Raw genomic sequence first — 12,832 nt, 5'->3', positions numbered from 1 at the left:
GCCTCCGCTTGCCGTCATGATGCTGGCTCCCGACATCATGTTGCCTCGGGGCTTGCTGCCGACAGACTACGACCTTCTGTATTCGGTCGGCGACATGCCCACGTGCTCCTTGAAGTATTTCCCCATAAAGCTCTGGCTGGGGAAGTTCATGTCCATCGCTATCTGCTTGATGCTCTTGCGCGAGTTCTTGATTTGCACGCGCAGCTCCATAACCACATAGTTGTCTATCCACTCGTTGGGGGTGCGCTGGCTTACCTGCTTGATGCACTCCGACAGATATTTTGGGGTGATACACAGCTGTCGGCCGTACCAACTCACACGGCGTTCGGTGCGGAAGTTCTTCTCTATAAGTGCGATGAAATCGGTAAAAATCGTCTCTGCACGGTTCTTTTTCCTGTTGTCCCTGTTCATGATCTGGTAGATGGTATTGCCCAGGTCATATATCATCGTGGCGATGGTCATGCGGGCCACATCGCGGCGGAAATGATGCCCCACGCAGTCTATCTTGCTCTTGAGCATCTTGTAGTAATCGCAGAAAGTGTCGGCCTCCTTCATGCTCAGCGTCGAGACCGGGTTGCTACGCGCAAAGAGGAAAAGCGATGAAATCTCGTGTACATCTTTGGCGATGTCGCTGAAGAAATTGGGCGAGATGATAAATCCTATGCCGCTGAAATCTTCGCTGAACGAACAGTTGTCGACCACCATGCCGTTGGTGATGATGATGACGTCGTTGCGCTCCACGGTGTGTTCTATGGTGTCAAGCCGGTAGGTGGCTCTGCCGTTCAGACAGAGCGCAGCCATCATGCACTGCATGCGGCGCGTGCGGTCGGGAAAGGGAATTTTGGCCAGATCGTCAAACAAGACGATGTCGTTGTCTATGTGGCTTCCTTTATATTGGCTAAGCGTTGAGGCTATGGTTACCTCGTAGATTTCCTTGTTCTTGTATTTTATCATTGCTTTAGTATGGATATGCATTGTAAGTTGTTGTCGTCATGAGGCTTACGCCGTCGACGCGCTGCACTTGGCTGGCGTCAAACGCACTGTCTCCGCTGACAATCACCCGTCGGTGGTAGGTAGGCTCGAAGGCTGTGGTAATCTGCTCGTCGGTCTCGCCGTTGCAGGTATACTTGCGCCCGCCGATGATAATGGTCTCACCCTTCTTCGCTCCGCGCAGCGTGAGCCTCACAAAGCCGTAGAAGCCAGTGACAAACTCGTAGGCAATGCCCTCCGGCGTCCGCTCCGAATATCGCGGCGCAGTGACTCTCGTCACGCGATTTACCCGGACAGGCAGCAGCGTAGCCAAGGGCCACACCCCCATCTCCGTCGATACCCTTCGCAGTGCCGAGTCAGTCTTCCGAAGTTCCGAAGCAGCCGTCCGAATTTCCGAGTCAGCCGTCCGTCCGTCTATCTCCACCCTCCGTGGTGCTGAAGCAGCCTTCGCTTCTTCTATCTCTACCCTCCGTGGTTCCGATGCAGCCTTCGTTCCTTCTATCTCTAACCTCCCTGGCGCCGAGACTGGTGTCCAGCATGCGGTCGATACCGTCTGCGTGTAGCCGCGGTCAATTCCGTCGCCCGAACCTTCATCTACAGGCCGGCAGAGCCATCCTCCGTCGGCGTTGTGACCAAAGGGGCGACCGTCGCGCCCCACTCCATAATAACAGACGGCTATCTGGTGGTCGTGGGGATCAACCGGGTGATAGAGGATGGCCACCGTGTTGGAGTCGGAACGCAGGTAGCCGCTGACGTCGATATCGATGGTGACGGGGTGATGACAGTTGTCGGTCGGGAGGGGCGGGGTGACATTAGACTCATTGACATACAATCTGTATCTGCCACGGGCGGTGACGCTGAGCGTGGCGCTGATGGGGCGGCGCTGCGTGATATAGGTGTGGCGGAACCAGATGTCGGAGAGCGAGTCGGCTGTGGTGCAGCTTATCTCTCCAGGGCCAAGGCTGGCGGTCTGGGCGCTGGCGGTCGTCATGCCGATGACGAGCAAGCCCATCAGCACCATAATCATCTCTTGTATTGCAGTTTTGGCCATCAGTTGCAAAATTAGTACTTTTTATTGGCGTTACCAAGTGAAAATGAGGAAAAATCAACGATACCACTATCTTCGTGGCGGATATAGCCATCGTCGTGACCAGCAAAAAAGAAGGCACACCTCTTGTCATAAGAGGCGTGCCTTTTTTAGGTAATTGACATTTTGTTTAAGCGTCGATATTGGCGTAGGTAGCGTTCTCTTCGATGAAGATACGGCGTGGTTCTACGTCATCGCCCATAAGCATAGAGAAGATTTCGTCGGCGTCGGCGGCATTCTCTATAGTCACTTGTTTGAGCAATCGACTTTCAGGATTCATAGTGGTTTCCCACAGCTGCTCGGGGTTCATCTCACCAAGACCCTTGTAACGCTGGGTGTGAAGGGCTTTGTCGGAATCGTTTCCGCCAGCATATTTCTCGATAAACTGTAGGCGTTGTTGTTCGGTATAACAGTATTCGCTCTTGTCCTTGTACGAGCAACGGTACAGGGGAGGCGTGGCGATATACAGGTGGCCGTCTTCGATGACCTTGGGCATGAAGCGGTAGAAGAGCGTCATGATGAGGGTGTCGATGTGAGAACCATCGACATCGGCATCGGTCATGATGATAATCTTGTCGTAGCGCAGCTTGTCGATGTTGGCCTCGCGGTCGTCCTCGCCTTCGACGCCGAAACGCACGCCGATACTCTGGATGATGTTCATTACCGACTCGGCCTCAAAGACACGGTGCCACTGCACTTTCTCTACGTTGAGGATTTTACCTCTCAGCGGCAGGATGGCCTGGCGGAAACGGTCGCGGCCCTGCTTGGCAGAACCACCGGCGGAGTCACCCTCGACGAGGAATATCTCACACTCCTTGGGGTCCTTATTGGAGCAGTCGGCCAACTTGCCGGGCAGACCGCCGCCGCTCATCACGTTCTTGCGCTGCACGCTTTCGCGGGCCTTGCGGGCGGCGATACGTGCGGTGGCAGCCAGTACCACCTTCTCGCAGATGCGCTTGGCCTCGACGGGATGCTCTTCGAGATAGTCGTTGAGCGCTTCTCCCACAGCCTGCTGCACGGCACCAGCCACCTCAGAGTTGCCCAGCTTGGTCTTGGTCTGACCCTCAAACTGTGGCTCGGCTACCTTGATGGAAATCACGGCGGTAAGTCCCTCGCGGAAGTCTTCGCCGGCAATCTCTATCTTGGCCTTTTCAATCTGCTTGGAGATGGTGGGCTCGTTGTCGGCATAAGCCTTGAGCACACGGGTGAGAGCCGTACGGAAACCGGTGAGGTGGGTACCGCCCTCTATGGTGTTGATATTGTTGACGTAAGAGTGGATGTTCTCCGAATAGTCGGTGTTGTACATGATAGCCACCTCGATAGGGATGCCCTGCTTCTCGGTCTTGAGATAGATAACATCGTCGAAGAGGTGGGCGCGGTGACGGTCTACGTAGCGCACAAACTCCTTCAGACCGTCCTTGGCATGGAAGACCTCCTGACGGGTCTTGCCCTCGGCGTCGGGGCGCGCATCGGTGAGGGTGATGCGGATGCCGGCGTTGAGGAATGCCAGCTCGCGCATACGACGAGCCACGATGTCCCACTGGAATGTGGTGGTGGTGAAGATGCTGCCATCGGGCCAGAACTGCTGGCGTGTACCGCGCTTGTCGGTCTCGCCCACTACCTTGACGGGGTAGAGAGGCTTGCCCTTCTCATATTCCTGCTGGTAGATTTTGCCGTTGCGGAACACCTGCGACATCATGTGGCTTGACAGGGCGTTGACACAGCTTACGCCCACACCGTGGAGACCACCGCTGACCTTATACGAACCCTTGTCAAACTTACCACCGGCGTGGAGCACGGTCATAACCACCTCCAGAGCCGATTTGTGCAGTTTCTCATGCATATCCACGGGGATACCGCGGCCGTTGTCTTCCACCGTTACCGAGTTGTCCTCGTTGATGGTCACTTCTATATCTGTGCAGTAGCCTGCCATCGCCTCGTCGATAGAGTTGTCTACCGTCTCGTTAATCAGGTGATGCAGACCCTTTTCGCTAATATCGCCGATGTACATGGCAGGGCGCTTGCGCACTGCCTCCAAGCCTTCGAGTACCTGAATGTTACTCGCCGAATAGTTGCTTTCTATGTTATGATTATCTTCCATTTCAGTATGGTACAAGTTTGATTGCAAAGATAGTAAAATTCATTGACATAGCGAAACATTTGCCCCGTTATTTTGACCTCTGTTTCCATCAGAAACTCCCTTTGGCCCGACGTTATAAAAGTTTAACTGTTTGCGCACCCAGTCTGCCTCTGCAGAGGCTGTCGTATGCGGTGTGTGGGGCTTTGCGGCACCCGCTTTCGCCTTGTTGAGGCGCAGTCGCATAGGCTCGCGTCCGCAGGCTGTAACAGTGCTGGTGTGGTGCACCAGCGTGGCGACGCCCGCGTGCTCCGTCCCGGCCATTGTGCGTATGACCGAAACCATTGTGCGTATGACCGAAACCATCACCCTTGCCGTCATAGTCATCTCTGTGGCGGTAAAGTTCTTCTCAAGGTTTGCATCGGTTATTTCAGGGTTTGCCGTGAGTATTTCCAACTTTGCAATAGTCATTTCCGGCTTTGCTCTCAACTTATTGGTCTGCTCCGTCATCATTGCCGCTGTGGGGAATGCGACTGCTGGTTTACTATCTGTGTCCTGAACTGATGATGACGGTCTGCGCGATTGCAAATCAGTGCGTTGTAGGCGATCTGATTTTGCTCTGTCGCCGACGACAGCGTGCCGCTCTCTGCCCTCGAGGCATATAACCAAAGAGACCACTACTTGTGGTAGTGGTCTCTTTGGGGTAGGATATATTGTTTTGTGAATTATCCCAGCTTGCTGATGTGGAGAGCGAGGCTTGACTTCAGGTTTGCAGCCTTGTTCTTGTGGATGATGTTGGTCTTTGTGAGCTTGTCCAACATGGCCTGTACTACGGGGTACAGCTTAACAGCCTCTTCCTTGTCTGTCATTGCGCGCAACTTACGTACGGCGTTGCGCATAGTCTTTGCATAATATTTGTTGTGCAAAGTCTTTGTCTTTGTCTGACGAATTCTCTTCAGTGATGATTTGTGATTTGCCATCTTATTATACTTTCTTTTTTATTATTTGTAGTCCCTAGGAGAGTCGAACTCCTCTTTAGAGAATGAAAATCTCTCGTCCTAACCGATAGACGAAGGGACCATCTGTCTATTAGCGGATGCAAAGGTAGATACTTTTAACGAAATGTGCAAATTTTCTTCAAAGAATTTTCTATAAAAGGCTGTTTTTTATTACTTTTGTAGTCTATGATGGTCAAAACAAACGCAATAGTACTCAAAACCAATCCCTATGCTGACCGCAAGATGGTGGTGGAGATGTTCACGGCAGACTACGGCTACCAGTCGTTTGCGGTGACGGTTCCGGCGACCAAGCGCGGCAAGTTGAAGCGGCAGTATTTTATCCCGCTTTCGAGGTTGGAGATAGCCTATGACATGCGACCCAACCGCCGGTTGCAACTCCTGACGGATGTAAGGTTCAGCACGATGGCCACCTACATGTACGAAGATGCGGTCAAGCTGCCCGTAGCGCTGTTTGTGGTCGAACTGCTCACCACCGTAGCCCGCCACGAGCACGAAAACCGGCAACTCTTTGAGTTTGTTGACGCTTCGATAGATGTGTTGGAGCTCGATGGCGAGCATACTGCCAACTTCCACCTCGTGTTTATGACCATGCTCACGCGCCTGGTGGGCATTGCGCCCGACGAGGAAACCTATGCCGCCGGCAGCTGGCTCGACCTGCGCGAGGGATGCTTCACTCTGCTTCGCCCTGCCCATCAGGATGTGGCTCAGCCCGAGGTGGCGCGGCGTATAGCTCTCTTCCTTCGCGGTGGTTTTGAAGGTGTTGCGATGCCCATGAACCGCGACGAGCGCAACTGCTGTCTCGACGCTCTGATGGACTATTACCGTCTGCATCTGCCCTCTTTCCCCGAGCTCAAGTCGGTGGCCATTCTGCGCCAACTGTTCCAATAGAAGCATCCCGACACGCTATGGCCAGTTGTCCATAACGTGTCGGGATGCTATATATATAATAAGGTGTAACGGCTGCCTATGCCAGCAGTCGCTTTACAATCTGCGAAACTGCTCCGCCGTCGGCCTTGCCTGCCAACTGCTTGGTGGCGATGCCCATGACGCGCCCCATATCCTTCATCGATGAGGCTCCGGTCTCGGCTATGATGCCCTTGACTATCTCTTCTATCTCTGTGGTGCTGAGCTGCTTGGGCAGATAGCTCTCGATGACGGCGGCCTGGGCCAACTCTTCTTCTGCCAGGTCGGCACGGCCGTTGGCTGTGTAGGTGGCTGCTGTCTCGCGGCCCTGCTTGGCCAGCTTCTGCAGTATCTTGAGCGCGGCGGCATCGTCGAGCGTGTCGTTGGCTCCCGGGGCGGTCTTGGCCTCGAGAAATACTTTCTTGATGTTGCGGAGGGTCATGAGGCGCACCTTGTCGCGGGCCTTCATGGCTTCCTTGATATCGTTGCTTACTTGTTCAAACAAATCCATAATGTTTAGTTTCAATGGTTATACGAATGAAATGATGGAGTTGGCAGTGCCGTCGTTGCCGCCGTCATCGGCAGGTTTGCTCTCGGTGTGTCCCGATGCCTGACGGGTTATCTCGTCTATCATGTTCTTGGAGCGCTTGTAGGTGGGCGTGTTCTCGATGGCGAGTATCACGTCCTCGTTGTCAAGGTATTCGGGCGAAAAGAGGAAGATGTGTGGACGGCGCTTGTACTCCATGGTCTTCTCGCCGCTGCCGTAGTACACGCCCATGCGTGCCTTCTTCTGGGCGTCGGCTTCGGCTTTCTTGGCCATATTGTCTGCCTCTTCCTGGGTGTATTTCTTGGTCTGGTGTTCCTGCATGCCGTCGATATTCTTGATGCCGAAACCGGTGGCGAGGATGGTAACCTTGACCTTCTCACCCAGATTGGGGTCGAGGAATATGCCCCACTTGGACTGATAGTCACAGTTGAAGTGCGACATGAACTCATTGACTTCGTTCATCTCCTCCATACGCAGTCCCTCGTTATTGGCTTTGTCTGCGGCGAAGGTGATACTGAGCAGAATCTTCTTGGAATTGTAGATGTCGTTGTTGTTGAGTAGCGGCGAGTGAAGCGCGCTCTCGATGGCTTTGCGCAGTCGGCCCTCGCCCTCGCCGTAACCGGTACTCATGATGGCCACGCCGCCGTCTTCGAGCACGGTGCGCACGTCGTTGAAGTCGAGGTTGACGATGCCTCGGCTGGTAATGATTTCGGCGATGCTCTTGGCAGCCACGCTCAGCGTGTCATCGGCCTTTCCGAAGGCGTTGAGCACCGACAGGTCTGCATATACCTCGCGCAGACGCTCATTGTTGATGACCAGCAGTGCGTCTACGTTCTTTGCCAGTTCCTCTACACCGTCGAGGGCTTTATTGATTTTCTTTTCGCCTTCCCATAAAAAGGGTATGGTGACAATGCCCACAGTGAGGATGCCCATGTCCTTGCTCGCCTTTGCTATGACGGGTGCTGCTCCGGTGCCGGTACCTCCGCCCATTCCGGCGGTGATGAATGTCATCTTGGTGCCGTCGTCGAGCATGGCCTTGATGTCGTCCAGGGTTTCTTCTGCGGCTTCACGCGCCTTCTCGGGCACGTTGCCCGCGCCGAGTCCTTCCTTGCCAAGCTGGATGTGTACGGGTACGGGCGAAGCGTTGAGCGCCTGTGCGTCGGTGTTGCACAGCACGAAGCTCACGTCGTGTATGCCCTCTCTGTACATGTGGTTTACGGCATTGCCGCCACCACCGCCCACGCCGATGACCTTGATGATGTTGACCTTCTCGGGAACTTCAAAGATAGGCAGGGTGCCGTTGGTTGTATTGTTGTCTTTATCCATGATAGTCATGCTTGATTGTGGTGTGAATTACGATTGCTTATTCTTCCTCTGTGATAATCTGTGAGAAGAAGTTCTTGAGCTTAGCCTTGTTGCGGTGCCAGAAACTGTTCTCGCGCTCCTTCTTGCGTTCCTCTTCAGCCTCTCTCTGCCGCTTCAGTTCTTCCTCCTCTTCCTTCTTGCGCTTAGCCTCTTCGGCAGCGGCCTTCTCTTCGGGCGTCTGTATGATGCCCTTGCCTGGCTGGTGGGGTTCCTTGGGCTTCTCTGTAGTGGTGTAACCCTCGTCTTCAGGGGCGAAGAGCGAGTCATTGAAGTCTTTGCCGGCGCAGTTTTCGTTGCCGCGCTCGAGCAGTCCCAGTACAGTGTTCATGCGGCCGTCGTGAGCGGTGATTTCGGGCTGGTTGGCATTGATGACACCGTTGACAAACTTGGCAACTCTAATTTTCTCGATGGGGGTGAAGGTATGGAAAGCCTCGACGATGTTGCGCATGTTGGAACCGCCGCCGGTGAGGATGATGCCGCCCAGCATCTTGTCGGAAAACTCGTTGGGCATCTGGTACCACACGTTGCGGATGATTTCCTCCATGCGCGACTCTACAATCTCTATGAAGCGGCGGCTCTCGATCTTGCGTCCGTCGCCCACGGCGAGTTCGAGCGTGTTGTCGATGTCAGCGTTGTTGGTATATGCGCAACCATACTCGAGCTTCATCTCTTCAGCCCTTTCCTCGTCTATCTGGAGCGAGGCGATGTCCTTGGTGATATTGTTGCTGCCCAGTGGTATGACGGCGATATGGCGCAGGATGTTCTTGTAGTATACCGACACGGTGGTGGTCTCGGCGCCCAGGTCTACGAGCATACATCCGCTGCGCTTCTCCGACTCGGTGAGCACGCTGTCGGCGAGCACCAGCGGTGCGAGATACATCTCGACGATGTTGATGCCGGCGCTCTTGAAGCACTCGTTGCAGGCGTAGTAGAACTTCTTGCGCCACAATATGTTAAGGAAATTGCCTTCCAGATGCTTGCACTGTATGCCTGCGGGGTCAAGCTGGAGCTGGTTGTCAACCTTGTATTCCTGAGTGATGGCATCGATAATCTCCTGTTCGGGATAATCCATGCTGCGGTTGGCGTCCATGAGTTCGTCTATCATGTCCTGGCGCACGATGGCTCCCTCTTCCAGGTCTTTGACAATCACATTCTTTACGCTGCGTATCGACTGTCCTCCTCCGCATACATACACGCCTGCTATCTTAGACTTGAGCGAGTGTTCAAGTTTGTTGACGATGTTGGTCAGACACTGTACCGTGCGGTCGTGGTTATAGACTACTCCCTTGCGGATGCATGCCGAAGAGTCTTCTTGCGCTACGGCGAGGATGCTGATGCTGCCATCAAGGTTCTTCTTTCCGGCCACGCCTGTAATCTTGGACGAGCCCAGTTCGATAGCGATTATAAATTCCTTTGCCATACGTTATATTGTTTTATTCTTGTTTACTTTTCTTGCAGATAATCTGGTTGTCAAATTCGAGATTGATGTACGAGTAGCGGTTCCATCCTGCCTGGGAGAGTCCGTACTGGTAGAATTTCTTGAGACGGTCCATCTTGTGACGGGTGAAGTCAGCTATCTGCTTCTGTCGTTCTCGTGGTGTCTTGGCCTCGGGCAGCTGACCTATATATATAATATGGTTGCCCACTCTGGGCACGAGCTCGATGCCGAGGTCGCTGAGGACGTTGATTTGTACTATCTGGTTCTTCCAGAAGTCGCTCGCCATGAGCGTCTGGACAAGATAGGCAATGTAGTTGCGGGCATACCACTGGTTGATGTTGCCCGTGGCGATGATGAGGTCGCTGGTGTAGTGGGAGTTGGGCATGATGCTGCACTTGTCGTCGATGTAGTAGTCGGTGCCGTTGTTGGCCTTGACTCTCACGATAGGCATCAACTGGCTGTAGGCTATGTTGACCTGTCCGTCCTGAGTGATGTAGCACTCGGCGGTCTTGACAAACGGGCTCGCCATGAGGCTTTCCTCTATCTGTCGTGTCCTAATCTGGGCGATGGGCTTTCCCAGCGGAAATAGGCCCTGCTTCTTCAGTCGGGCCTTGATTTCGTCGCTGCCTATGAAGCCGTCGGTCTTGGAGTCGGTAATCTGTATATTGACCTTGGTACACCTGCGTCCCTTGTCGTCAAACTTGTTGAACGCGGTGAAGGCCATGAACAGATACACGCCCAAGGCGATATCTACCATGATGAGGAGTCCTCTTTTCCAGTTGAATCGTAGTCTTGCCACTCTTTACTTGTTGTCTATGATGTGAGCTATCTCGTCGGTATAGTTGTCCAGGTCGCCGGCGCCCAGGATGATGAGCACGTCGAAGTCGCGGCTCTTGACATAGTCTATCACGTCGTCCTTGCGGATGATGGCCTTCTCCACGCCAGGCTTGAGGTTGTCGTAGATGAGCTGGCTGGTGACGCCGGGAATGGGCTGCTCGCGGGCGGGGTAAATCTCGGTGAGTATTACCTCGTCGAGCTGGCTCAGCGCGTCGGCGAAGTCGCGGTAGAAGTCGCGGGTTCGGGTATAGAGATGGGGCTGGAAGATGGCCGTAATCTTGCGGTCTTTGTACAGCTCGCGCATACTCTTGGCGCTCTGGAATATCTCTTTGGGGTGGTGGGCATAGTCGGAGAGCACCACGTGGCGGCTGTTCTTCAGCCTGAAGTCAAAGCGGCGGTCCACACCTCCGTAGGTAGCCATGCCGTGACGCAGTTCATCGGGGGTACATCCGTTGAGCTGGGCCATAGCCATGGCAGCCACGCCGTTCTCGATATTGATGGGGATGGGTTGGCCCAGCACGATGCCGTCGACGCGCTCTATGGGCGATACGAAGTCGAAGCTGATTTCGCCATTGTCTATCTTGATGTTCTCGGCATGGAAGTCGCCTTCGTTGAGGCTGTAGGTATAGACCTTCACGCCCTCCTGCACGTCGGCCTTCATCTCCAGACCGGTGTGGATGACGAGCGCTCCTCCGGGCTGGATGAGCGTGGTGTAGTGGCGGAAGCTCTCGAGATAGGCTTCCTTGGTGCCGTAGATGTCCAGATGGTCGGGGTCGGTGGCTGTGATGACGCTCATCCAGGGCCGCAGCCAGTGGAAACTGCGGTCAAACTCGTCAGCCTCAATCACGATGTAGTCACTCTCGCTGAGGATGTAGTTGGTGCCATAGTTCTTGGAGATTCCTCCGAGGAAGGCGTTGCAGTCTACGTGGCTCTCGTGCATGATGTGGGCACACATGGTGGATGTGGTGGTCTTGCCGTGGGTTCCGGCAAAGCACAGGCCCTTGTGGGTGCGGGTGAGGGTACCGAGCACCTGGGCGCGCTTCTCGATGGTGAAGCCGCCCTCACGGAAAAAGACCATCTCCTTGTGTTCGGCAGGGATGGCGGGAGTATAGATGACCAGACAGGTGGCTGTGTCGCGACACGGTTGGGGTATTAGGTCCACGTTCTCTTCATAGTGGATGTCCATACCTTCACGTTCCAGCTGACGGGTCAGCTCTGAGGGGGTGCGGTCGTAACCTGCAACGGTCACGCCCTTGTGCAGGAAATAGCGGGCGATGGCACTCATGCCTATGCCGCCGGCTCCTACGAAATATACAGACTTGATATCTTTCAGTTCCATAGTTATTGTCTTGTTGCTAATTTGATTACCTCGTCGGCAATGGTGTCGGCAGAGTTTTCTACGCCCAATGTGAGGATGTTGTCGTGGAGCGAGGTGAGCTTGTCCTGGTCCTTGACGGTCTCTATGGCCCGCTGGAGCAGTATCTCGGGAGCCTCGGCGTCCTTGACGAATATGGCGGCGTTGTGGTTTACCAGCGCCATGGCGTTGTGGGTCTGGTGGTCTTCGGCCACGTTGGGGCTGGGCACCAGGATGACAGGCTTGCCAATCAGGCAGAACTCGCTGATGGAGCTGGCGCCGGCTCGGCTTATCACGAGGTCGGCTGCCTTGTAGGCGGCACCCATGTCGCTGATGAAGTCGGTCACGTGGAGCATCGGCATCGGCTCTTCACCTTTCAGGCGCTGGGCGATGGCGTCGCTGTAGTACTTTCCGGTCTGCCAGATGAACTGCACGCCCGACTCTCTGACCATGTCCAGATGCTGGAGCACGCTCTCGTTGATGGTGCGGGCACCGAGGCTGCCGCCCACGAGCAGTATGGTCTTCTTGGCGGGGTCGAGGCCGAAACGCTCGATAGCCTCTTCGCGGCTGAGCGTGGTCTCGATGAGGTTCTGGCGCACGGGGTTGCCCGTGAGTATGATTTTGTCGGCGGGGAAGAAGCGGTCCATGTGTTCATAGGCCACACATATCTTCTCGGCCTTCTTGGCCAGCAGACGGTTGGTCACTCCGGCATACGAGTTCTGCTCCTGGATGAGGCAGGGTATATGCTTGGCGGCACACATGTTGAGCGTGGGACCGCTGGCATAACCTCCTACGCCCACGGCTGCCATGGGGCGGAAATCGCGGATAATCTTCTTTGCCATGCGCTGGCTCTTCCATATCTTGAAGAGTACGGCAATGTTGCGCAGAGGGTGCTTGCGGTCGAATCCGCAGATAGGCAGACCCTTTATCTTATAGCCTGCGGCAGGCACGCGCTGCATCTCCATGCGTCCCAGTGCACCCACAAAGAGTATCTTGGCATCGGGGCGCTTGGCCTTGATGCTGTTGGCTATTGAGATGGCGGGAAATATGTGTCCGCCGGTACCTCCTCCACTGATGATGATTCTCAGTTCGTCTTCCATTTTCGTTTCCGTTACTTTATTCAGGCAAAAATAGCTAAAATATTTTGATTTATGTGTGATTTATCCAAATATTTTTGGTTTCATCCATGATTTCTTTGTCTCCCGTGATGACTCC

General features: G+C 54.5%; 12 protein-coding genes and 1 tRNA gene. 2 read left to right on the top strand and 11 right to left on the bottom strand.

Features of this window, described 5'->3' with window-relative positions; genetic code table 11:
* Positions 1 to 66: 66 nt before the first annotated feature.
* The 3 genes from CIK87_RS11525 to gyrB all read right to left on the bottom strand — a co-directional run bounded on the left by CIK87_RS11525 (position 67) and on the right by gyrB (position 4,178).
* A complete protein-coding gene (locus CIK87_RS11525) occupies positions 67 to 954 on the bottom strand; it encodes a helix-turn-helix domain-containing protein (RefSeq protein ID WP_022310655.1) in 888 nt (295 codons plus the stop codon).
* A gap of 4 nt (positions 955 to 958) precedes the next feature.
* Positions 959 to 2,041 carry a hypothetical protein gene (locus CIK87_RS11520; protein ID WP_094387288.1) on the bottom strand — a complete coding sequence of 361 codons (1,083 nt, stop codon included), beginning with the start codon at positions 2,039 to 2,041 and terminating at the stop codon, positions 959 to 961.
* 166 nt (positions 2,042 to 2,207) lie between these two features.
* The gene (gyrB, locus tag CIK87_RS11515; RefSeq protein ID WP_094387287.1) at positions 2,208 to 4,178 is read right to left on the bottom strand and encodes a DNA topoisomerase (ATP-hydrolyzing) subunit B; all 1,971 of its coding nucleotides are present in this window, start codon (positions 4,176 to 4,178) and stop codon (positions 2,208 to 2,210) included.
* Positions 4,179 to 4,485: 307 nt separating this feature from the next.
* Between gyrB and CIK87_RS14570 the strand changes: the two genes are divergently transcribed.
* Positions 4,486 to 4,713 (top strand): hypothetical protein, encoded by a 228-nt coding sequence (locus CIK87_RS14570; RefSeq protein WP_144008205.1) that lies wholly within the window; start codon positions 4,486 to 4,488, stop codon positions 4,711 to 4,713.
* Positions 4,714 to 4,879: 166 nt separating this feature from the next.
* On the opposite strand, the gene rpsT is transcribed toward CIK87_RS14570, so the two are convergent.
* Together rpsT and CIK87_RS14420 are read right to left on the bottom strand one after the other, a co-directional pair.
* Positions 4,880 to 5,134: a 30S ribosomal protein S20 gene (rpsT, locus tag CIK87_RS11505; RefSeq protein ID WP_022310659.1), complete on the bottom strand. Its 255-nt coding sequence runs from the start codon at positions 5,132 to 5,134 to the stop codon at positions 4,880 to 4,882.
* A 28-nt stretch (positions 5,135 to 5,162) separates the two neighbouring features.
* A tRNA-Glu gene (locus CIK87_RS14420) sits at positions 5,163 to 5,234 on the bottom strand.
* Between the two features lie 104 nt (positions 5,235 to 5,338).
* On the opposite strand from CIK87_RS14420, the gene CIK87_RS11500 reads away from it, so the two are divergent.
* Positions 5,339 to 6,061 (top strand): DNA repair protein RecO, encoded by a 723-nt coding sequence (locus CIK87_RS11500; protein WP_094387285.1) that lies wholly within the window; start codon positions 5,339 to 5,341, stop codon positions 6,059 to 6,061.
* 76 nt (positions 6,062 to 6,137) lie between these two features.
* Here CIK87_RS11500 and CIK87_RS11495 read toward each other — a convergent pair whose 3' ends face one another.
* From CIK87_RS11495 to murG, 6 genes are read right to left on the bottom strand one after another with little or no spacing between them, the layout of a single operon-like run.
* Positions 6,138 to 6,587, bottom strand: a complete 450-nt coding sequence (locus tag CIK87_RS11495) for a GatB/YqeY domain-containing protein (protein ID WP_022310661.1) — start codon at positions 6,585 to 6,587, stop codon at positions 6,138 to 6,140.
* Positions 6,588 to 6,605: 18 nt separating this feature from the next.
* Entirely contained in the window at positions 6,606 to 7,949 is a 1,344-nt protein-coding gene (ftsZ, locus tag CIK87_RS11490; RefSeq protein ID WP_254046552.1) for a cell division protein FtsZ, read from the bottom strand.
* 37 nt (positions 7,950 to 7,986) lie between these two features.
* Entirely contained in the window at positions 7,987 to 9,408 is a 1,422-nt protein-coding gene (gene ftsA / locus CIK87_RS11485) for a cell division protein FtsA (RefSeq protein WP_094387283.1), read from the bottom strand.
* A gap of 13 nt (positions 9,409 to 9,421) precedes the next feature.
* Entirely contained in the window at positions 9,422 to 10,225 is an 804-nt protein-coding gene (locus CIK87_RS11480) for a cell division protein FtsQ (protein ID WP_371327122.1), read from the bottom strand.
* Between the two features lie 3 nt (positions 10,226 to 10,228).
* Positions 10,229 to 11,602 carry a UDP-N-acetylmuramate--L-alanine ligase gene (gene murC / locus CIK87_RS11475; protein ID WP_094387281.1) on the bottom strand — a complete coding sequence of 458 codons (1,374 nt, stop codon included), beginning with the start codon at positions 11,600 to 11,602 and terminating at the stop codon, positions 10,229 to 10,231.
* A 2-nt stretch (positions 11,603 to 11,604) separates the two neighbouring features.
* Entirely contained in the window at positions 11,605 to 12,717 is a 1,113-nt protein-coding gene (gene murG / locus CIK87_RS11470) for an undecaprenyldiphospho-muramoylpentapeptide beta-N-acetylglucosaminyltransferase (protein WP_094387280.1), read from the bottom strand.
* Positions 12,718 to 12,832 lie beyond the last annotated feature (115 nt).

This window comes from Prevotella sp. P5-64, from assembly GCF_002251285.1.
Classification (GTDB): Bacteria; Bacteroidota; Bacteroidia; order Bacteroidales; family Bacteroidaceae; genus Prevotella.
Note: the sequence above shows the minus strand (reverse complement) of the source record. Positions and strands in the feature narration are given on the sequence as shown.

Coding starts and splice junctions, on each gene's coding strand:
- CIK87_RS11525 (WP_022310655.1), bottom strand. CDS start 954: ATGATAAAATACAAGAACAAGGAAATCTACGAGGTAACCATAGCCTCA.
- CIK87_RS11520 (WP_094387288.1), bottom strand. CDS start 2,041: ATGGCCAAAACTGCAATACAAGAGATGATTATGGTGCTGATGGGCTTG.
- gyrB (WP_094387287.1), bottom strand. CDS start 4,178: ATGGAAGATAATCATAACATAGAAAGCAACTATTCGGCGAGTAACATT.
- CIK87_RS14570 (WP_144008205.1), top strand. CDS start 4,486: ATGACCGAAACCATTGTGCGTATGACCGAAACCATCACCCTTGCCGTC.
- rpsT (WP_022310659.1), bottom strand. CDS start 5,134: ATGGCAAATCACAAATCATCACTGAAGAGAATTCGTCAGACAAAGACA.
- CIK87_RS11500 (WP_094387285.1), top strand. CDS start 5,339: ATGATGGTCAAAACAAACGCAATAGTACTCAAAACCAATCCCTATGCT.
- CIK87_RS11495 (WP_022310661.1), bottom strand. CDS start 6,587: ATGGATTTGTTTGAACAAGTAAGCAACGATATCAAGGAAGCCATGAAG.
- ftsZ (WP_254046552.1), bottom strand. CDS start 7,949: ATGGATAAAGACAACAATACAACCAACGGCACCCTGCCTATCTTTGAA.
- ftsA (WP_094387283.1), bottom strand. CDS start 9,408: ATGGCAAAGGAATTTATAATCGCTATCGAACTGGGCTCGTCCAAGATT.
- murC (WP_094387281.1), bottom strand. CDS start 11,602: ATGGAACTGAAAGATATCAAGTCTGTATATTTCGTAGGAGCCGGCGGC.
- murG (WP_094387280.1), bottom strand. CDS start 12,717: ATGGAAGACGAACTGAGAATCATCATCAGTGGAGGAGGTACCGGCGGA.